Genomic DNA, 19,911 nt, shown 5'->3' on the forward strand with positions numbered 1-19,911 from the left:
TCAGCTGCGGGGGATGTGAACCTAACGTTTGCTCCGCGAAAGCTAACAGCTGCGGGTCCGGACGGTCAAGACTGCGAGAACCCATACGCGAAACAAAAGTTAGGTTAGTTTGAGCAGGTGTCTGCAGTGGGCGGGAATTGACGCCGATGTTCACCCTGCGGTTCGACCTGCGCGCACCCGAAGGCGCCGCTGTCATAACGGATCTGTACGCCGCGGCCGTCGACATGTGTGGGTGGGCGGAGAGCCGCGGGGCGGTGGCCGCGGTGCTTTCAGAGCATCACGGCACCGAAGACGGGCACCTCGCCGCCCCGCAACTGCTGGCGTCGGCGATCGCGGCGCGGACAACGCATCTGATGATCATCCTTGCCGCGGTGCCGATCCCGTTGTGGGATCCGGTGCGGCTCGCCGAGGAGATCTGTGCCCTGGATATCATCAGTCGCGGCCGGGTGGTGTGGGCGTTCGGGATCGGTCATCGGAACGAGGAGTACGACCTTTTCGGCGTCGACGCCCGGAATCGCGGTGTACTGGCCGACGAATATCTGACCGTGTTGCGTCCGCTGTTGCGCGGTGAACAGGTGCGACACCGCGGCCGTGAGGTACGGGTGAGCCCGTCGTGTGTCAGCGACGGCGGTCCGATGCTGTTGATCGCCGGCGGCAGCAGGCCCGCGGCGCGTCGCGCCGCCAAACACGGGCTCGGGTTCATCTCCCAGGTCGACTCCCCGCAACTGCGGGAGTACTACCTGTCCCAGTGCGAGGCGCACGGACATCAGCCCGGCCTTCTGCAGTTCCCCGAAACATCTTCGCCCACAACCATCTTCGTTGCCGAAGACGAGGACCGCGGCTGGGACGAACTCGGTCCGTACCTGCTGCACGACGCGGTCACGGCGGCGTCCTACCGGCACGGTGACGATTCAGTCGCCAGCATCTCGCCTGCGCGCACCGTCGACGAACTGCGAGAGGCCGGCGGGCCGTACCGGATTCTCAGCCCGGCCGAAGCCGCCGCGTATGTCGGGGAGGGAAGACCCCTGCCGCTGCATCCGCTGTGCGGCGGCCTTCCCCCGGAGCTGGCCTGGCCGTACCTCGAATGCGCCACGGAAGCGGTGCGTGGCGGCTGACGGCCGGAAGTGCGCGTGGAACGGAGGAACTCATGTCAGAACCCTGCCGACCCCTTCGCGTCGTCGTGTGGTCGACCGGCGGTGTGGGCTCCATCGCGGTGGATGCCATCGCGCGCCGACCCGACCTCGGGTTGGTCGGGGTGTGGGTGCATTCCGCCGAGAAGGAAGGCCAGGACGCCGGCACGCTGTGCGGCCGGGATCCGCTCGGTGTCGTGGCCACCCGTGACGCGGAATCGTTGATCGCGCTGCGGCCCGACTGCGTGGTGTACGCCGCCAGCGGGCCGGACCGCGACGCCGCGGCCGTACCGGACTACGTTCGCCTGCTCGAAGCCGGAATCAACGTCGTCTCAACGAGTTCCACCGCGCTGATCTATCCGCCCGCGTACTTCTCGCCGCAATGGCGGTCTCAACTCGCCGCAGCCGCCGAAACCGGCGGCGCGTCGTTCTACGGCTCGGGCATCTTCCCGGGTTTCGGGTCCGATCAGTTGGCCCTGTCGTTGTCGACGCTGTCGAAGTCGATCACGCAGGTCAAGGTCACCGAGGTCGCGCTCAACGACCACTATCCGGTGGCCGAGGTGATGATGGACGGTATGGGGTTCGCCCGACCGCTGGATTTCGAACCCATGCTCAAGACACCGGGATTCATCGAGATGGCCTGGAAGGCGCCCATCCAGCTCATCGCCGACGCCCTGGGGGTGCAGGTCAGCGAGGTCCGCGGCACGATGGACAGACGCACGACGCCCCGGGATCTCGAAGTGGCGTTCGGGACCGTCCCGGCCGGTACGTGCGGGGCGGTGTCTACCCGCGCGGCCGGGGTCGTCGACGGACGGGAAGCCATAGTCGTCGAACACATCATCAGGATGGCACGCGATGTGGCGCCGGACTGGCCCGCGTCGGACTGCGACGCGACCTACCGGGTGGACATCGACGGTGATCCGGACATCCACTGCGCGATGACTCTCGGTGCGGCCGAAGGGCACGGCGCAGGACGCGCCGCGATGACGGCCTCCGCGATGCGGGTGGTCAACGCTGTCCCGTTCGTGGTCGCCGCACCGCCGGGTCTGCTCAGTTCGCTGGATCTTCCGAACACTCTGCCACACAACGTGTTCAGCTGATGCCGCGCAACGTGGTGTCCACGCCGCGCCAGGATGCTCTCCGGAACCCATGTCAGGCCTATGACCGCACGGGCCGAAATGATCGCTCCACGCGATCACCAGACGGGTCTACCGTCAGGTCTTTCGGACTGCCACGCCCCGTAGCACGGTGTCCCTGGCCAGGATCAATGCCTTCCGCGTCCCGATCTCGCGCAGGATGTTCTCGGGGATCCACTGCTCGCCGATGATGCAGCGGGCCAGCATGTCCGCGGTCGGGCTGTCGACATGGATCTCACCGTTCCTGATTCCCTCGGTGAGTAGGGCTTTCATCTGCCGGATCCGGGTGGTGAACGACCACGCCGGGTTGGCCGAGTCGGGAGGTGACTGGCGCAGCCATGCCAGCTGGATGCGGAACTCGTCGGGGAACTGGTCGAGCGCGTTGACGTTGAGCCAGCTCAACGCGTCCAGCTTCTCCACCGTGGTCGAATCCGTCCGGACGATCTCGGACCACGCGCCACCGACCTTGCGGCCGAACTCCAACATGATCGACATCAGCAGTTCGTCCTTCGAACCGATGATCCGGTAGACGGTCCCGGTGCCCAGCCCCGCGGCGGATGCGATGTCACGAATCGTCGTCATCTCGTATCCGCGGCGCCCGAACTCCGACCGGGCCACTGCACGCAGGTGAGCGGCCTTCAGATCGGCGTCGTCCTCGTCGTCGATCCAGCTCCTGATGATCGACTCGGCGGCCGCGAAGGCGTCCGACCGGTCGAGGTCCGCATCCGAGGGCGCTTCCGTCGCCAGTCCGTGCAACGAGATCCGGCACTTGAGCGCGGCCAGGTCGTCGGACCTGGCCTTGTGCCTGATGACATCGAGGCCGGCGTGCAGCATGCTCTGGCAGAGCCGGTCGGCCAGCGTCGGCAGGTCCACATCGGAGCGGATCGCGCCGCTCCACCGTCCCGCGCGCAGCGCCTGCAACATCGCGGCCTGGATCTTCGCCGGCGGGCGGTTGGACAGTGCGAGCAGCTCGGGGTCATTGCTGGGTCCTTCGTAGAAGGACATCTGCAGCGCCGCGCGATGTTCGACAGCACAGCGCGCGATCGCCTGACCGAGCGAGGTGATCTGGGCCGACACCGGCTCAGGGTCGGGTCCGTCGAGCCGACGCAGGGCGAGTTCGCCGATCCGGTCCAAGTCGTCGTGATAGAGCCGGATCAGCTCGACCAGGATGGCTTCCTTGGATTCGAAGTGGTGGTAGAGGCTGCCCGCGAGAATCCCGGCGGCGTCGGCGATCTGCTGGAGGGAGCTGCGCAGGCCGCTCGTAGCGATCACGGTGTTCGCGGTCTTGAGAATCTCCGCGCGCCGGGTCAGATCGGCGGCGGGCGTCTCCGGGACGGCAGCGAGCTTGGCGCTGCCCGGGCCGGTCCTGCCCGTGCGACGACCGCGTCCGGGTTTCTGCCCTGCGGCCTCGGCGGCCATCGCCCCTCCTTCGTCGGTACCGGCACAGCCGGAAGCCGATGCTACCGGCCGGCGTCCGACCCGGGGCACCGGCATTGACTGCGGTCCAGCCGAACCTTACGGTGGAACAGATATTTGGTCAACGGCGACCGATGGTGTCAGAAGGAGTTGTGGGTGCCCAAGGGCGCTGGTGGTGAACAGTTTTCCGGATTGGTCATGTTGGCGTCCGCACTCGCCAACCGACCGCTGGCCGTGGACGCGGCCGTTCCGGGGAAGCCGCCATGGACCGACGGCGAGACCGTCTCCGTCGACGCGACGGCACCGATGCGCACGCAATACGAAACGGTGGCCGTCCAGGCATCGATGATCGCGGCCGGAAGCCTCGTCCCCGAGGTGGTCGGCGCACTGGTACGGCATCCGCGCCTGGCCAAGCGCTATCTCGCGGTCGAGGGGCACCGGGCGCTGCTGGCCAACACCGCCCTGCTGCCCGCGTCGCTGGCTGCCTCGGCGGATCCGGCTGCCGCGCAACGCAGCGACTCTGCCGAGAAGTCGCTGGCTCTCGCACGTGGACGCGAAAGAGCAGTGGCTGCTCCCGCGAGTTTCGGTGTCATCCAGGCCAAAAGGGTGCTCGCGGCGAGTGCGGCGGCCGCCAAGCAGGCGGATCGGGACGCGGTGGCCCACGTACCTCGCCGGCAGGGCGCGCTCGAAGAACTCGGTGACGAGGTCGACGACACCGATGACCCCGATCTGTTCTCCAGTCCCGTCGGCGGAGGCGGAGCCATCGGCGAACGGTTGAAGAAGCTGCTGTCCTCGGCACGTAAGACCGGCGGCGGAGGCGGTCCACCCGGGGCGGACGCGCCGACACACCGCACCGGCTCCACGACACGGGGGGTGCATGCGGTGTCGTCACTGGCAGCGGTGTCGTCCGAGCAGGTGGTCGACGTCAGGACCGACGGCGTGAGGTATCCGGAGTGGAATGCCGAGCGCGGGTTCTACCGACTCGACTGGTGCACCGTCCGGGAAGTGGACCCGGAGATCAAAGGGCATGCCACCCAACAGATCGAGGACGCCGTCAGCGTGCGTCGCCCGCTGGCACGCCTGGGGATGGGGCTGCACCGCCGTCATCGACAGGCCCAGGGCGACGACATCGACATCGATGCCGCGATCGAGGCGCGTGTCGAGGTGCGTGCCGGCTCGGTGCCCGACGAGGCTGTCTACCTCGACAGCCTGCGCCGGCGGCGTGACCTGTCGGTGCTGCTGCTGCTGGATGTCTCGGGATCGGCGGCGGAACCCGGAACCGTCGGGCGCACGGTGCATCAACAGCAGCGCACCGCGGCCGCCCATCTGATGGTGGCCCTACACGACCTCGGCGATCGCGTGTCGCTGTACGCCTACTACTCGCAGGGACGCTCGGCGGTGAGCATGGTCCCGGTGAAGCGGTTCGACGAGCACCTCGACGCTCGCATCATCAGGCGGCTGAACAGTCTGGAACCCGGTGCGTACTCGCGGCTGGGTGCCGCTATCCGGCACGGCTCGACGGTGCTGGAGGAACGCGGCGGTACGTCCCGGCGGCTGCTCGTCGTGTTGTCCGACGGGCTTGCCTACGACCACGGCTACGAGCGCGCCTACGGGGCGGCGGATGCCCGGCGCGCACTCACCGAGGCGCGGCGGCGGGGGACCGGGTGCGTGTGCCTGACCATCGGTGCGAGTACCGACGTCGATTCGCTACGGCGGGTGTTCGGTAGCACCGCACACGCCACGGTGTCGAACCCCGACCAACTCGCCGGGGTGATCGGACCGATGTTCCGGTCGGCCGTCCGATCCGCGGAAGTCCGTCGGCGGGTGTCCTGATGAAGGCGCGGCATTGACAGATGCAACGGAAGGGTTGTCCATGGCCATCGATTCCGGGTTCGCTCACAAGAACGGCGCCGGGTCACCGTCCGCCGGAGTGCGCCCCTACTACACGCCGGTCGGCAACGAGGAGACGGTGTTCAAGGCGGCCTACCGCCAGGGTCTGTCGATCGTGCTCAAGGGGCCGACCGGTTGCGGGAAGACGAGATTCGTCGAGGCGATGGCCCACGACCTCGGGCGGCCGCTGATCACCGTGGCGTGTCACGACGACCTGACCACGGCCGACCTCGTCGGCCGCTACCTGCTCAAGGGTGACGAGACGGTGTGGGTGGACGGTCCGCTGACGCGCGCCGTGCGTGAGGGCGCGATCTGTTACCTGGATGAAGTGGTCGAAGCCCGGCAGGACACCACCGTGGTGCTGCACCCCCTCGCCGACCACCGGCGCCAGCTGCCGATCGAACGCCTCGGCGTCACACTGTGCGCCGCGCCGGGCTTCGGCCTCGTGGTGTCGTACAACCCGGGCTATCAGAGCGTCCTCAAAGACCTCAAAGACTCGACGAGGCAACGCATGGTGGCCATCGAGTTCGGCTTCCCCGCACCGGAAGTCGAGGAGGGCATCGTCGTCCACGAGGCAGGGGTGGACCGGCGCACCGCTGCCGAGCTGGTGCGCTTCGGGCAGGCGATCCGGCGCCTGGAAACCGGGGGTCTGCGCGAAGTCGCCTCCACACGTGTGCTGATCGCTACGGGCCGTCTGATCGCAGAAGGTCTGCCCGTGGCCGAGGCGGCCAGGGTCGCGGTCGCGGGCCCGCTCACCGATGACGTTGCGGTCAGCCGCGGTCTGCACGAGTTGATCGACGTCTATCTCGGTGAACCGGCAACGGGTGATTGACGCTGTGTTCAGCCCCCGTTACTGTCTGAACAAATATTAGGTTTGCCACGGCGTACCCGCGGCCGGCGCCCGCCCTGGAGGTCAGATGTCCTACGAGAGCACCGCAGAGCCCATCAAGGTCGGCTACCTGATGGACTTCACCCTGCCGCCGGGATTCCCGGAGGAACTGCGGGCCTCGTTCACCCAGACCTTCGACCTCGTCTTTGAGGAGGCGGTGGAACAGGGGCTGATGGACAGGCCGGTGCAGATGATCTACCGCGAGGTCGAGGGCCTGCCGAAAGGCTCGGTCAAGGCGGTGATCGACGCGTACGGGGAACTGGTCGACGAGGGCGCACTGGTGGTGTTCGGACCGAACATCACCGACAACTGTGTGCCACTGCGGGAGGCGATCGAGGAACGCTTCAAGGTGCCGGCGATCAGCGTCACCGGCACCGACGACTGGCTTGGGGAGTGGACCTTCGCCTTCCCGCAGGGCTCGATGACCGACGAACCCATCTTCCTGATCGACCTGGTCGCCAAACGCGGCCTCAGAGAGATCGGTGTGCTGGTCGAGCAGAACCTGATCGGCGAGAGCTACCTGAAGAACCTGCGAAGCGCCGCGTCCCGCAAGGGGATTCGTATCGTGGCGGAAGCCGCGATCGCGCAGACCGCCCAGGACATCAACGAGGCGGTGCGCACATTGCACGACGCGAAGTCCGAGGCGATCGTCCACCTGGGGTTCGGTTTCGGGATCGTCTTCATCAACCCGGCGCTGGAAGCGGTCGACTGGGATCCGCCACGCTTCACCACCACCGCATTCCAGAACGCGTGGGTCAACCCGATCATGTGGAATGCGTTCCTGGGGTGGGTCGGGGTCGATCAGTACGACGAGGGCAACAAGATCGGACAGGCCTGGCTGGACCGCTACGCCGAGCGATACGACGGCAGCCGGCCGGAGTACTGCGTGTCGGTCGTCAACCACGACGTCGCCGCCACGCTGGTGCGGGCGTTCACCGACGCGCATCCACTGAGCCCCCGAGGCGTCAAGGAGGCACTGGAACGCGTGAAGATGATGCCCGCCGCCTCGGGCGCGCCCGGCACCCGGGTGTCGTTCGGCAAATGGACGCGCCGCGCGTGGATGGGCGCGGGGTACCTGGTGGCCCGCACCCTCGACGCCGACGGCGTCAACTCCCACCTGGTCGACCGCTTCGGAGAGGAAGCCTCATGACCACGGAGGAATCGGCACCGTCCGCCACGGTTCCGGTCTCCGGCGCCATCACCCCGAAGCGGAAGGGCCCCAATTGGGGACGGTGGGTCTCGGCATTCGCGTTGTTGGCGTTCTTCAGCTTGTTCATCGCGTTCGCGCGCACCGAAGTCCACCCCCGGGTGGCCAACCCGAACGTCACCGGTAGGCCCCGCCCGGTCGAGTTCCTGTTCGGCTGGGACGGCTGGCTGTGGGTGCACCAGATCGGCACCGTGGTGCTGCTGGTGGTGCTGGTGGTGATCTTCGTGCGGGGCTGGCGCCGGGACCCGGGCAGCCCGATCATGCTGATGTTCCTGTGCACCACCCTGATCGTGTGGCAGGACCCGATCATGAACTGGGCTCCGTTCGCGGTCTACAACCCGGAACTCATCCACTGGCCGGAGAACTGGCCGCTGATCATGCTGTCGCCGACGGTCGAACCGTTCATCGTGTTCGGCTATGTGGCGTTCTACTTCGCGCCGTTCTTCCCGGCGATCTGGTTGCTGCGCAAGCTGCAGGCCAGGCACGGACCTACCGCGTTCGTCTCGCGGCACCCGTTGATCAGCCTCGGCTCGATCACGCTGGTGATCGGCTTCGTCTTCGACGCCATTCTGGAAGTGAGCCTGGTCCGCACCGGCTTGTACATCTACTCGCAGGTGATCCCGTTCGGATCGCTGTTCCCGGGCACAACGTTCCAGTTCCCGCTGATCTGGGAGTCGTTGGCGGTGACCTTCGTGATGGTTCCCGCGGCGGTCCTGTGCTATCGCGACGACACCGGAAAGTCCGTGGCCGAGAAGCTCGCCGCGCGGGCCAGGTTGTTCCCACGCAAGCCCGTGCTGGGCACGTTCCTGGTGATGTTCTTCATCATCAATGTCGCCTACTTCGCCTACGGCTCGTGGTTCGCCGTGATCAAGGCCAGCGGACTCGCGACCGCGGTGGCTTGCCCGTGGCCGTACCCGGAGGCGAAAGTGTATGACCCGCAAGGGTATTACGAACAGGAAGGCGCCGAGGGGCCGTTCTCGGTCGGTAAGTGGGCGACCTGGCAGAGTGGGCTCCCGAACGGACGACCCGATGTCGAACCGCCGCCGCCCGGTGAGGGCGACTGTGCGTCCGGGAACGCCGATGGCTGAGCCGCGCAGTGTCGTCATCACAGGTGCGTCGCGGGGATTGGGCTTCGCGTCGGCGGTGCGGCTCTACAACGAGGGTTGGCGCGTGGTCGCGGCGATGCGGGCACCGGACCGCGGAATGCCGCTGTTGCGCGCCGCGACGGGCGCACCGGAGTCCGGTGACCGGTTGATCGGCGTCACCCTCGATCTGCTCGACCACGCGTCCATCGCCGCGGCGGCCAAGGAGATCGAAGAGGTGGTCGGCGCACCGTACGCGCTGGTGCACAACGCCGGCATCTCGGCCGCCGGCATGGTCGAGGAAGCCGACATCGCGTTGTGGCAGGACATGTTCGGCACGCATGTGCTGGGCCCGGTCGCGCTGACGAAGGCGTTGTTGCCGTCGATGCGGGCGGCCGGGGAGGGCCGCATCGTGCTGATCTCCAGCGCGGGGGGAGTGCGTGGGCAGCCCGGCATCGCAGCGTATTCGGCGGCCAAAGGGGCGCTGGAGCGGTGGGGCGAGTCGATGGCCGGCGAGATCGCGCCCTTCGGACTGGGTGTGACGGTGCTGGTCACCGGCACGTTTGACACCGACATCATCACCGATGCGGGCACCGTCGACGACCGGGTGCTCGACGGCCCCTATGCCCGGGTGCACGACACCATGGACACCCGGGGGCGGTACGCGATGAGCTTCGCCCGTCCACCGGAGAAGTTCAGCGACGGTCTGCTGGAGGCGCTGGCGGATCGGGCGGCGTTCCGTCGCCGGGGCGTCGGCGCTGAGGCGTCGATGTTGTTGGTGATGAACAGGATCCTGCCTGCGGCGGGGATGCACCATATGTCCCGGCTCGTGCTCGGCATACCGAGACAGGGTGCGATGCGTGGCGGTGCGGTCCCGCTCACCGCCGCCCAGCGCGGGATGGTGCTGGCAGCCAAGGTGCTGCCACAGCCGGTTCTGCAACGCCTCGCCGCGGTGGCGATGCGTCGCCGGGTGGCCCGACAGGCCCGCGAGCAGAAGGACGGGACGAATGGCTGAGGTCCGGACCGTGACCCACGAGCCCAGGATGCTCGTCGACGGAAAGCTCGTCGACGGTGAAGCCGGCACGTTGCGCAACACCAACCCGGCCACCGAGGAAGTGCTCGGGGAGGTCGCCGACGCGTCGAAGGCGGATATGCGCCGCGCCATCGACGCGGCCCGTCGCGCGTTCGACGAGACCGACTGGGCCACCAACCGACAACTGCGCAAGCGCTGCCTGGAACAGCTGCACGACGCCATCGACGGTGAGCGAGAAGAGTTGCGGGAGGAGCTCATCCGGGAGGTCGGTGCGCCCAGGGCCGTGACGCACGGTCCACAGCTGGACGCCCCCCTCGCCGACGGGCTCAGGTACCCCGCCCGCCTGATCGAGACGTTCCCGTGGGAAACCGATCTCGGCGACACGGTGGTGTCGGTGACCGGTGTCAACACCACCCGCAAGGTGTGGCACGAACCGGTCGGCGTGGTCGGTGCGATCGTTCCGTGGAACTTCCCGTTCGAGGTCAGCATCAACAAACTCGGACAGGCACTGGCGGCGGGGAACACCGTCGTGCTCAAGCCCGCACCCGACACCCCGTTCAACGCCACCCGGCTGGGACGGCTGATCGCCGAGAAGACCGACATCCCGCCCGGGGTGGTGAATGTGGTGACCGCATCCGATCACCTCGTCGGCGAAGAGCTGACGATCTCGCCGAAGGTGGACATGATCTCGTTCACCGGGTCCACCGGGGTCGGCAAGCGGATCATGGAGAAGGGCGCCGCGACGATGAAGCGGCTGTTCCTCGAGCTGGGCGGCAAGTCGGCGACGATCGTGCTGGACGATGCCGACCTCGACACCGCGTGCCTGATCGGCATCGGGCCGCTGATGCACGCCGGCCAGGGCTGCGCGGCGCCGACCCGGATGTTGCTGCCCCGCTCCCGGTATGACGAGGGCGTCGAGATCCTGCAAGGCATCTACCAGAACATCGCCGCAGGGGATCCGCAGGATCCGGGCACGCTGTGCGGTCCGGTGATCTCGGCCCGGCAGCAGGCACGCATCCTGGGTTATATCCGCAAGGGCGTCGACGAGGGAGCGACGCTGCTGGTCGGCAGCACTGAGGCACCGGCACGGTTCGACAAGGGATTCTGGGTCGATCCAACGCTTTTCACCGACGTGGACAACAAGATGACGATCGCTCAGGAGGAGATCTTCGGGCCGGTGCTGGCCGTCATCCCGTACGAGGACGAGGACGACGCCGTCCGCATCGCCAACGACAGCGCCTACGGGCTTGCCGGCAACGTGATGTCCGCATCATTGGACCGTTCGCTGGCCGTGGCGCGGCGCCTGCGTGCGGGCTTCATCGGATTGAACGGCACCACGGGCTACGGCGCCGACACACCGTTCGGCGGCTACAAGGAGAGCGGTGTCGGCCGTCAGAACGGCGTGGTCGGCTTCAGTCAGTACACCGAGGTGAAATCGGTGGCCTACCCGGCTCAGAACGTCTGAAGGAGAGCAGTGGAACAGCTTTTCGACGACCTGGAGGATTTCGGGTCTTTCGACGACGCGATCTCCGGTGACGTGCGAGACCCGTACACCGAGCTGGCGAGGCTGCGCCGGGAGGAGCCCGTGCAGCGGCTGGAGACCTCCGGTGCGCTTCCCCACGAGGAATCGCTGCCGATGTTCATCGTCTACCGGCACGAGGAAGTCCAGCAGATGCTGCGCGACAACGAGACGTTCTCGTCGTCGAGCGTCATCGCGGCGTTCGGCCCGGTGCTCGGCGAGCGCGTGATGCTCGGCATGGACGAGCCCGTCCACGGCCGCCTGCGGGCGCTGGTGCAGAAGGCGTTCACCCAGAAGGCGTTGGCGCGCTGGGAGAACGAACTCGTCGGGCGGGTCGCCAACAGCTTGATCGACGACTTCGCCGCCAACGGCAGAGCGGATCTGGTCAAGGAGTTCACCTTCGACTATCCGAGCCGGGTCATCGCAGGCCTGCTCGGTCTGCCCGAAGAGGATTACCCACAGTTCCAGCGGTGGTCGATCTCGCTGCTGAGCTGGCTGATGAACCCCGAGCGCGGGCTCGCCGCGTCGGCGGCACTGTGCGACTACTTCGCGCCGATACTGCAGGCCCGCCGGACCGAACCCCGCGACGATCTGATCAGCGCACTGGCCGCCGCCGAGATCGACGGCAACAGGCTCGAGGACGAGGAGATCTTCTCGTTTCTGCGGCTGTTGCTTCCCGCCGGCGTCGAGACGACCTACCGCTCGCTGGGCAGCCTGCTGTTCGCGCTGCTGTCGGATCCGACGCAGCTGGAGGCGGTCAAGGCCGACCGGTCGCTGCTGCCGCAGGCGATCGAGGAGGCGGTGCGCTGGGAGTCACCGCTGCTGACGATCACCCGGGTGGCCACCCGCGACACCGTGCTCGGCGGGGTGCCGATTCCGGCAGGGGCGACGGTGATGCCGATGCTGGGCGCGGCGAACCGGCAGGAGGACCGCTATCCAAACCCGGACCGCTTCGACATCTTCCGGCAACCGAAGGCGAATCTCGGCTGGGGACACGGTGTGCACGTCTGTCTGGGCATGCATCTGGCACGGCTGGAAATGCGCACGGCGGTCAACCTGCTGTTCGACCGGCTGCCGAATCTGCGGCTCGACCCGGACGGCGACGACCCGCACATCCGTGGGCAGGTGTTCCGGTCGCCGACATCGTTACCCGTTCTGTTCGATCCACCCGGGAGTCTCGGATGACCGACTCGTGCGACTACGACACCGTCGACTATTTCACCGACGAGTCCCTGGTCCCGGACCCGTATCCGTACTTCGACCACCTGCGTTCCAAATGTCCTGTGGCCAAGGCGACTCCGTTCGGGGTGCTGGCTGTCACGGGCTACGACGAAGCCCTGTCGGTGTACAAGAACCCCGCGTTCTCGTCGTGCAACTCGGTGGCCGGACCGTTCTCGGGCATGCCGTTCGGGCCGGGGGACAGCGACGATGTCTCCGATCTGATCGAGGAACATCGGGGCGCGGTTCCGATGGCCGAACACATCACCTCCCAGGATCCGCCGCTGCATACCCGCACCCGCGGCCTGCTGAGCCGGTTGATCACGCCGAAGCGCCTCAAGGAGAACGAGGACTTCATGTGGCGGCTGGCCGACCAGCAGCTCGACACGTTCATCGAATGCGGCAGTGCCGAATTCCTCGCCGACTACGCCAAGCCGTTCTCGCTGCTGGTGATCGCCGACCTGCTCGGGGTACCGGCCGAGGACCACGAGCAGTTCAAGGCGGCGTTCGCGCTGGAGACCGTCGGGGAACTCGGCAAGGAGGCGCCGACCACCCACAACCCGTTGCAGTGGCTCAACGACAAGTTCCACGCCTACATCGAGGACCGCAGGCGGTCGCCACGCGAGGACGTGCTGACCGAGCTGGCGCTGGCCAAGCACGAGGACGGCTCGACCCCGGACATCGACGACGTGATGAACCTGTCGACGTTCCTGTTCGCCGCCGGCACCGAGACCACCACCAAGCTGGTCAGTTCCGCGGTGCGGTTCATCGCCGACAATCCGGGCTTCGAGGCGATGCTGCGCCGGGACCGCAGCAGGATTCCGGCTTTCCTGGAGGAGACCCTTCGATTGGAAAGCCCGGTCAAATCGCACTTCCGGATGGCGCGGACCACGACCACCATCGGCGACGTCGAGGTGCCCGCCGGTACCACCGTCATGGTGCTTCCCGGAGCGTGCAACCGCGATGCGCGAAAGTTCGAGAACCCCAATGAGTTCCATCCCGACCGGGCCAACGTACGGGAACAGATCGCGTTCATCCGCGGGGCGCACTCGTGCCCCGGTGCACCGCTGGCCCGCGCCGAGGGGCGCATCTCGTTGGAACGGATCCTCGACCGGATGACCGACCTCGCGATCTCCGAGCAGCACCACGGGCCCGCCGGCGCGCGCCGCTACGACTACGAACCCACGTTCATCATGCGTGGGCTGTCCGAACTGCACGTCACGTTCACCCCTGCCGGGTGAGAAGGAGCCACGAATGGCCGGAAAGCTCGAGGGCAAAGTCGCGTTCATCACCGGTGCCGCGCGCGGTCAGGGTCGCGCGCACGCGATCGCGATGGCGCGGGAAGGTGCCGACATCATCGCCGTCGACATCTGCCGCGACATCCCTTCCAACCCTTACCCGTTGGCCACACCTGACGATCTCGCCGAGACCGAGCGGTCCGTCAAGGAGATCGGCCGACGGGTGGTGGCGCGGATCGCCGACGTGCGGGAGCGCCATGAACTCCGCGAGGCGGTGGAGGCGGGCCTGGCCGACCTCGGCAGGATCGACATCGTCGTCGCCAATGCCGGCATCCTGCCGATGGCGATGGGCAACCCTGATCCGATGGGATTCGTCGACGCCTCCGACGTCGACCTGCTCGGCGTGATGAACACCTTCGCCGTCACGATCCCGCACCTGCCCGACGGGGCGTCGATCATCGTCACGGGATCGACCGCCGGCATGATCCGGGGGACCACCACCAGCCCGGACATGGGTCCGGGCGGTGCCGGCTACGGGTGGAGCAAGCGGGTGGTGATCGAGTACGTCGAGGAGATGAGCCTGCACCTGGCGCCCAGGATGATCCGCGTCAACGCCATTCACCCGACCAACTGCAACACCCATCTGCTGCAGAACGAGGGCATGTACGGGGTGTTCCGGCCCGACCTCAAGATGGAGGGCAAGACGCCGACCCGCGAGGACGCCGAACCGCTGTTCAGTCTGTTCCAGGCGATGCCGATCCCGTACATCGAACCCGAGGACATGGCCAAGCTCGGGGTGTTCCTGGCCAGCGACGACAGCCGCTACATCACCGGACAGCAGATCCGGGTCGACGCGGGCTCGCTGCTCAAGTGGCCCAACGGTCCCGGGGGATAGCAGTTCTAGTCGGTGCGGTGCAGGAAGCCGTGCAGGATCGCCTGCACGAGTTCGTCGACGATCGCTTCCCGCGGAGGCGGCGTGCTGCCGAAGAAGGTCGACCGCAGCGCCACCATGCCGACGATCATCGCCACGGTCGAGTGTGCGGGCAGGTCGGGCTGGCGGGAACGCTTGCCGCGCAACTGCATCCCCTCGGCACTGATCTCGCCGAGCACGTTGAGGGCTCGCCGGATGTCGGCGATGCCTGCCGCCTCGATGTCCTCCTCGCTGAGCCCGTCGGCGGCGACCAACGTGAGCAGCAGACCCTGGTGTTCGACGAGCACGTCGTAGAGCCGCCCGACGAACTCGCGGGAGAGTTCGTCCTCGTCGGTCTCCTCGGGGACGACGGATCGCCAGGTGTCGCGGAACTCGTCGACGAACGTGGTGAACGGCAGGACCAGGGCTTCACGGAACAGGCCGGCCTTGGCGCCGAAATGCCGGAACAGCAGGTATTCGCTGACACCGGCCGCCTCGGCGATCTCCCGCGTGGTGGTGGCTCGATAGTCCTTGCGGGCGAACAGATCCTGTGCCGCATCGAGTAGCAGACGGCGCGCCTCACCGCGGGGGCGACGGGTGGGCCGCGCCTCGTCGGCGCTTTTTCCGGGGGACGAACGTGGCTGGGGCACTGGGCTTCACCATAGTCGGGTCTTGACCGGCCACGTTGTAATAGTGTCCACTATTAAAGTTGTCCGCGACGGAGAGGAGCGGGTGTGGGAGCGCTCATCATGGTCGGCACGCTGCTCGGGCTGGCCGCGCTGATCTTCGGATTGGTGCTGTACTTCGACCCGGCGGCGCGGCGATGAGCGCTTGCGCGAAGAGCGCGGGGTGGGACCGCTGATGGACCCGGGAATGCCCACGGCGCTGGTGGTCGGCCAGGCCTTCGCCTACATCGGCGGCATCGCGTTCCTGGCGTTCGGGGTCTACCTCAGTATCCGCCGCGGCCGCCTGCATCCGCTTCTGCTGGTGTCGATCTCGGCGATCTCGTTCTCGTGGATCGAAGCGCCGTACGACTGGGCCGTCTACGCCCAGTTCCCGCCCGAACTGCCGCGGATGCCGTCGTGGTGGCCGCTGAACATGACCTGGGGCGGCGGACTGCCCTCGGCCGTCCCGGTCGGCTACATCGCCTACTTCGTGTTGCCCGCGGTCATCGGTGCGGCACTGGGGCGCAGGGTGGTCGCTCGCTTCGGCTGGCGCCGTCCGCAGACGCTGCTGGTGGTCGGCTTCCTGGTGGGCTTCTTCTGGGCGCTGGTGTTCAACGGGTTCTTCGGTCCCCGGTTCGGTGTCTTCTACTACGGCTACGTCATCGACGGGCTGGCGCTGTTCCAGGGCAGCAGGTACCAGTATCCGGTGTACGACGCGGCCGCGATGGGCTTGCAGATGATGGTGTTGACCTATCTGCTCGGCCGCACCGACGAACAGGGCCGCAACGTCATCGAAGCGTGGTCGGACAGACGTTCCTCGACCAAGGTCGGCTCGGCACTGTTGTCCGTCGCCGCGGTGGTGGTCGTCGGCCACGTCATGTACGGCGCGGTGTTCGCACCGCACCTGGTGACCAAACTCGGGGGATACGTGACCGAGGGGCCGAGCGAGCAACTCTTCCCGCACATCGAGAACCAGCCGAGGTAGGGGTGCGCACCATGGCGACGAATCACACGGCCGAGCTGTACTACGACCCGTTCGACCACGCCATCGACGACGATCCCTATCCGGTGTGGCGGCGAATGCGCGAGGAAGCGCCGCTGTACCACAACCAGACCTACAACTTCTACGCGTTGAGCCGTCACGACGATGTGGTCAAGGCCCTCCCGGACTGGGAGACCTACCGGTCCGGTAAGGGCACCACCGCCGACATCCTGTTCAACAACATCGAGGTGCCGCCGGGGATCCTGCTGTTCGAGGACCCCCCGCTGCACGATCTGCACCGCCGGCTGCTGTCGCGGGTCTTCACGCCGCGCCGGATGCTCGCCGTGGAGGATCTGGTGCGCGGATTCTGTTCTCGCGCGCTGGATCCCCTTATCGACACCGACGGGTTCGACTTCGTCGCCGATCTCGGGGCGATCATGCCGATGCGCACCATCGGCTACCTGCTCGGCATACCGGAGGAGGGGCAGGAGCAGATCCGGCGGCGCACCGACGAGAACATCACACTCGGCGACGACGTCGGTGACGTCAGCGCCACGGTGTTCGCCGAGTCGCTGGCCCTGTTCGCCGAGTACATCGAATGGCGGGCGACGCACCCGTCCGACGACCTGATGACCGAACTGCTCAACGCCGAGATCGAGGAGCCCGACGGCACCCGCCGACCGCTGGAGCGCACCGAGGTGCTCGCCTACACCGCGATGATCGCCGGCGCCGGGGGTGAGACCACCGCGCGGCTCATCGGATTCATGGGGGAGTTGCTCGGTACGCATCCCGACCAACGCCGTGAACTGGTCGCCGACCCGTCGCTGATCCCGTCGGCGGTCGAGGAGACCCTGCGATTCGAGCCGCCGTCCCCGGTGCAGGCCCGGTATGTGGCCCGCGATGTCGAGTGGTACGGACACACCGTCGCCGAGGGCTCGTTCATGTTGTTGCTCAACGGTTCGGCGAACCGCGACGACACGCGCTACCAGGATCCCGACCGCTTCGACATCCACCGCAAGGGCGGTCACCTCAGTTTCGGTCAGGGCCTGCACTTCTGCCTCGGCTCGGCGCTGGCCCGGCTGGAGGCCCGGGTGGCCTTCGAGGAGGTTTTGAAGCGGTGGACCGACTGGGAGGTCGACTACGCCAACGCGAGCCGGGCCCGGACGTCGAGTGTGCGGGGCTGGGCCCGGATGCCGGTGCGCACCGGGTGAACAGCCGCCGGGGGTTGCCCCGGCTGCCACACTGGAGGGCGTGCGCTCCACACCGCAGTGCTGGCTGACCGACATGGACGGTGTGCTCGTCCGCGAGGAACACGCGCTCCCGGGCGCCGCAGAGTTCCTTCAGCGTCTCATCGACCGCGAGCGACCTTTCCTGGTGCTCACCAACAACTCGATCTTCACCCCGCGCGATCTGGCCGCCCGGCTGGCCCGTTCCGGGCTGGCCGTCCCGGAGGCCGCCATCTGGACCTCCGCACTGGCCACCGCGGCGTTCCTGGCCGACCAGTTGCCGGGCGGCTCTGCCTACGTGATCGGAGAGGCGGGCCTGACCACGGCGCTGCACGAGGCCGGTTACACGCTGACCGACACCGCGCCGGACTTCGTGGTGCTCGGCGAGACCCGCACCTACTCGTTCGAGGCCATCACCAAGGCCGTGCGGCTCATCCTGGGTGGTGCCCGGTTCATCGCGACCAACCCCGACGTCACCGGTCCGTCGGCGGAGGGCCCGTTGCCGGCGACCGGATCGGTGGCCGCGATGATCACCAGAGCCACGGGGCGGGAGCCGTACTTCGTCGGCAAGCCCAACCCGATGATGTTCCGCAGCGCGCTGAACCGCATCGAGGCGCACTCGGAGAGCACCGTGATGGTCGGGGACCGGATGGACACCGACGTCGTGGCGGGTATCGAGGCGGGTCTGGAGACGATCCTGGTACTGACCGGGTCGACCACGATCGAGGACGTCGAGCGGTACCCGTTCCGGCCCAGCCGGGTGCTGCCGTCCATCGCCGAGGCGATCGAACTGGTGTGAACCGGCGCTTGCTAACTTGAGCGGATGACCGAAACAGCCCCTGATCCGGCGCGGCCGCTGGCAGGAGTGCGGATCGTGGAGATCTCGAGCTTCGTCGCGGTCCCGTTGGCGGGCATGACATTGGCGCAGCTGGGCGCGGAGGTCGTGCGTGTCGATCCGGTCGGCGGGGCCGCGGATTACCGCCGCTGGCCGCTCACCGAGTCCGGCGACAGCATCTACTGGGCCGGGCTCAACAAGGGCAAGCGGTCGCTGGCGGTCGACATGCGCTCGGACGGCGGGCAGGAACTCGTCACCCGGCTGATCGGCGAGAGCGGCGTGTTCATCAGCAACGTCGCTGGCCGCCAATGGCATTCGTACCAGACGCTAAGCCGGGTGCGGCCGGACCTTATCCACGTCGAGGTGTCCGGACGCCACGACGGCGGCACCGGCGTCGACTACACGGTCAACGCCGCCATCGGGTTTCCGTTGGTGACCGGCCCCGCCGACCTGACCACGCCGGTCAACCACGTGCTGCCCGCATGGGACGTCTCGTGCGGCCTGTACGCGGCGCTGTCGGTGGTCACCGCACTGCGTCACCGCGACGCCACCGGAGCCGGCCAGCAGATCAGCATCCCGCTGGAGAACGTGGCGCTGGCGACGGCGGGCAACCTCAGCCTGCTCACCGAGGCGATGGTCAACGGCACCTCCCGCCAACGCATCGGCAACGCGGTGTACGGCACCTACGGGCAGAACTTCACCAGCAGCGACGGGGTCTCGTACATGGTCGTCGCGCTGACCGGCCGCCACTTCCGGGACCTGACCTCTCTGACCGGCACCGCCGAAGCCGTTGCGGCGCTGGAAAACTCACTCGGTGCGGATTTCTCCGACGAGGGTGAACGGTACCGGCACCGGGATGCGCTGAGCGCGTTGTTCGCCGAATGGTTCAACACCCACACCGGAGCCGAGATCGCGGCGGCGCTCTCGGCGACCTCGGTGCTGTGGGAGCGCTACCAGACCTTCGCCGAGACCGCCGCCGACCCACGGGTGACCGACAACCCGCTGTTCACCGAGCTCGACCAGCCCCGGGTGGGCCGTTACCTCGCGGCGGGACTGCCGGTGTCGATCGACGGTGCGTACCCGTCCGCCGTGCCCGCTCCGGCGCTCGGCGACGACACGGCCGGGGTACTGGGGGATTGGTTGTCCCTGGACCGCGGTCAGATCGACGATCTGTACGGGTCGGGCACGGTCGCGTGAGCACGCTGGGCGACCTGCTCGACGTCACCGGGACCGGGCCGCAGCACTGGCGGGGCCGGGCCGGCGGACCGGCGGGGAAGCGGGCCTACGGTGGACAACTGGTGGCCCAGAGTCTGGCCGCCGCCGCCCGCACCGTCGATCGCGCCAAGGCGCCGACCGCGATGCATCTGCAGTTCCTGCGCGGCGGCGAAGCCGGTGAACCCGTCGACTACCGGGTACAGCTCGATGCGGCCCGAGCCGAAGTCGCTGCTGACGACGATCTCGACGATCACCGCATCCGGGGTGGACGGGTCCTCCGACGGGCTGATGCGCAGCCAGGTGTCCTTGACGTCGGCGCG

Annotated in this window: 18 protein-coding genes; 16 read left to right on the forward strand and 2 right to left on the reverse strand. The window is 67.6% G+C overall.

Translation table 11 applies throughout. From position 1 onward, the window contains the following. Positions 1-146 precede the first annotated feature (146 nt). Both ASJ79_RS10080 and ASJ79_RS10085 read left to right on the forward strand, forming a co-directional pair. The gene (locus ASJ79_RS10080) at positions 147-1,115 is read left to right on the forward strand and encodes an LLM class flavin-dependent oxidoreductase (RefSeq protein ID WP_067954695.1); all 969 of its coding nucleotides are present in this window, start codon (positions 147-149) and stop codon (positions 1,113-1,115) included. A gap of 32 nt (positions 1,116-1,147) precedes the next feature. Beyond that, positions 1,148-2,230 (forward strand): dihydrodipicolinate reductase, encoded by a 1,083-nt coding sequence (locus tag ASJ79_RS10085; protein ID WP_067954725.1) that lies wholly within the window; start codon positions 1,148-1,150, stop codon positions 2,228-2,230. A 114-nt stretch (positions 2,231-2,344) separates the two neighbouring features. Here ASJ79_RS10085 and ASJ79_RS10090 read toward each other — a convergent pair whose 3' ends face one another. Further along, positions 2,345-3,685 carry a TetR/AcrR family transcriptional regulator gene (locus ASJ79_RS10090; protein ID WP_067954697.1) on the reverse strand — a complete coding sequence of 447 codons (1,341 nt, stop codon included), beginning with the start codon at positions 3,683-3,685 and terminating at the stop codon, positions 2,345-2,347. A 195-nt stretch (positions 3,686-3,880) separates the two neighbouring features. Between ASJ79_RS10090 and ASJ79_RS10095 the strand changes: the two genes are divergently transcribed. The 9 genes from ASJ79_RS10095 to ASJ79_RS10135 all read left to right on the forward strand — a co-directional run bounded on the left by ASJ79_RS10095 (position 3,881) and on the right by ASJ79_RS10135 (position 14,653). Beyond that, positions 3,881-5,515 carry a nitric oxide reductase activation protein NorD gene (locus ASJ79_RS10095; protein WP_067954699.1) on the forward strand — a complete coding sequence of 545 codons (1,635 nt, stop codon included), beginning with the start codon at positions 3,881-3,883 and terminating at the stop codon, positions 5,513-5,515. Between the two features lie 40 nt (positions 5,516-5,555). Beyond that, a complete protein-coding gene (locus tag ASJ79_RS10100) occupies positions 5,556-6,404 on the forward strand; it encodes a CbbQ/NirQ/NorQ/GpvN family protein (protein WP_067954700.1) in 849 nt (282 codons plus the stop codon). 85 nt (positions 6,405-6,489) lie between these two features. Beyond that, positions 6,490-7,611 (forward strand): ABC transporter substrate-binding protein, encoded by a 1,122-nt coding sequence (locus ASJ79_RS10105; protein WP_067954702.1) that lies wholly within the window; start codon positions 6,490-6,492, stop codon positions 7,609-7,611. Beyond that, on the forward strand, positions 7,608-8,756 hold the full coding sequence (locus tag ASJ79_RS10110) for a spirocyclase AveC family protein (protein ID WP_067954704.1): 1,149 nt from the start codon (positions 7,608-7,610) through the stop codon (positions 8,754-8,756). The genes ASJ79_RS10105 and ASJ79_RS10110 overlap by 4 nt, the downstream gene beginning before the upstream one ends. Next, positions 8,749-9,765: an SDR family oxidoreductase gene (locus ASJ79_RS10115; protein WP_067954727.1), complete on the forward strand. Its 1,017-nt coding sequence runs from the start codon at positions 8,749-8,751 to the stop codon at positions 9,763-9,765. Before ASJ79_RS10110 ends, ASJ79_RS10115 begins: the two co-directional genes overlap by 8 nt. After that, positions 9,758-11,248: an aldehyde dehydrogenase family protein gene (locus ASJ79_RS10120; protein WP_067954707.1), complete on the forward strand. Its 1,491-nt coding sequence runs from the start codon at positions 9,758-9,760 to the stop codon at positions 11,246-11,248. Before ASJ79_RS10115 ends, ASJ79_RS10120 begins: the two co-directional genes overlap by 8 nt. A 9-nt stretch (positions 11,249-11,257) precedes the next feature. Further along, entirely contained in the window at positions 11,258-12,487 is a 1,230-nt protein-coding gene (locus ASJ79_RS10125; protein WP_067954709.1) for a cytochrome P450, read from the forward strand. Beyond that, entirely contained in the window at positions 12,484-13,761 is a 1,278-nt protein-coding gene (locus tag ASJ79_RS10130; protein ID WP_067954710.1) for a cytochrome P450, read from the forward strand. The genes ASJ79_RS10125 and ASJ79_RS10130 overlap by 4 nt, the downstream gene beginning before the upstream one ends. Before the next feature lie 13 nt (positions 13,762-13,774). Beyond that, positions 13,775-14,653 carry a mycofactocin-coupled SDR family oxidoreductase gene (locus ASJ79_RS10135; RefSeq protein WP_067954712.1) on the forward strand — a complete coding sequence of 293 codons (879 nt, stop codon included), beginning with the start codon at positions 13,775-13,777 and terminating at the stop codon, positions 14,651-14,653. Between the two features lie 5 nt (positions 14,654-14,658). Here the strand turns inward: ASJ79_RS10135 and ASJ79_RS10140 are convergent, their stop codons facing one another. Then, on the reverse strand, positions 14,659-15,318 hold the full coding sequence (locus tag ASJ79_RS10140) for a TetR/AcrR family transcriptional regulator (RefSeq protein ID WP_067954714.1): 660 nt from the start codon (positions 15,316-15,318) through the stop codon (positions 14,659-14,661). A gap of 223 nt (positions 15,319-15,541) precedes the next feature. On the opposite strand from ASJ79_RS10140, the gene ASJ79_RS10145 reads away from it, so the two are divergent. From ASJ79_RS10145 to ASJ79_RS34990, 5 genes are all read left to right on the forward strand, one after another. Next, the gene (locus tag ASJ79_RS10145) at positions 15,542-16,318 is read left to right on the forward strand and encodes a spirocyclase AveC family protein (protein WP_197420156.1); all 777 of its coding nucleotides are present in this window, start codon (positions 15,542-15,544) and stop codon (positions 16,316-16,318) included. Positions 16,319-16,329: 11 nt separating this feature from the next. Beyond that, positions 16,330-17,526, forward strand: a complete 1,197-nt coding sequence (locus tag ASJ79_RS10150) for a cytochrome P450 (RefSeq protein WP_067954733.1) — start codon at positions 16,330-16,332, stop codon at positions 17,524-17,526. Positions 17,527-17,566: 40 nt separating this feature from the next. Continuing rightward, a complete protein-coding gene (locus ASJ79_RS10155; RefSeq protein WP_067954717.1) occupies positions 17,567-18,340 on the forward strand; it encodes an HAD-IIA family hydrolase in 774 nt (257 codons plus the stop codon). 24 nt (positions 18,341-18,364) lie between these two features. After that, positions 18,365-19,573 (forward strand): CoA transferase, encoded by a 1,209-nt coding sequence (locus tag ASJ79_RS10160; RefSeq protein WP_067954719.1) that lies wholly within the window; start codon positions 18,365-18,367, stop codon positions 19,571-19,573. After that, positions 19,570-19,911, forward strand: a 342-nt coding sequence (locus ASJ79_RS34990) for an acyl-CoA thioesterase domain-containing protein (RefSeq protein ID WP_369803647.1), incomplete at its 3' end; no start/stop codon positions are given. The genes ASJ79_RS10160 and ASJ79_RS34990, both read left to right, overlap by 4 nt.

Source organism: Mycobacterium sp. NAZ190054 (genome assembly GCF_001545925.1).
GTDB lineage: Bacteria > Actinomycetota > Actinomycetes > Mycobacteriales > Mycobacteriaceae > Mycobacterium.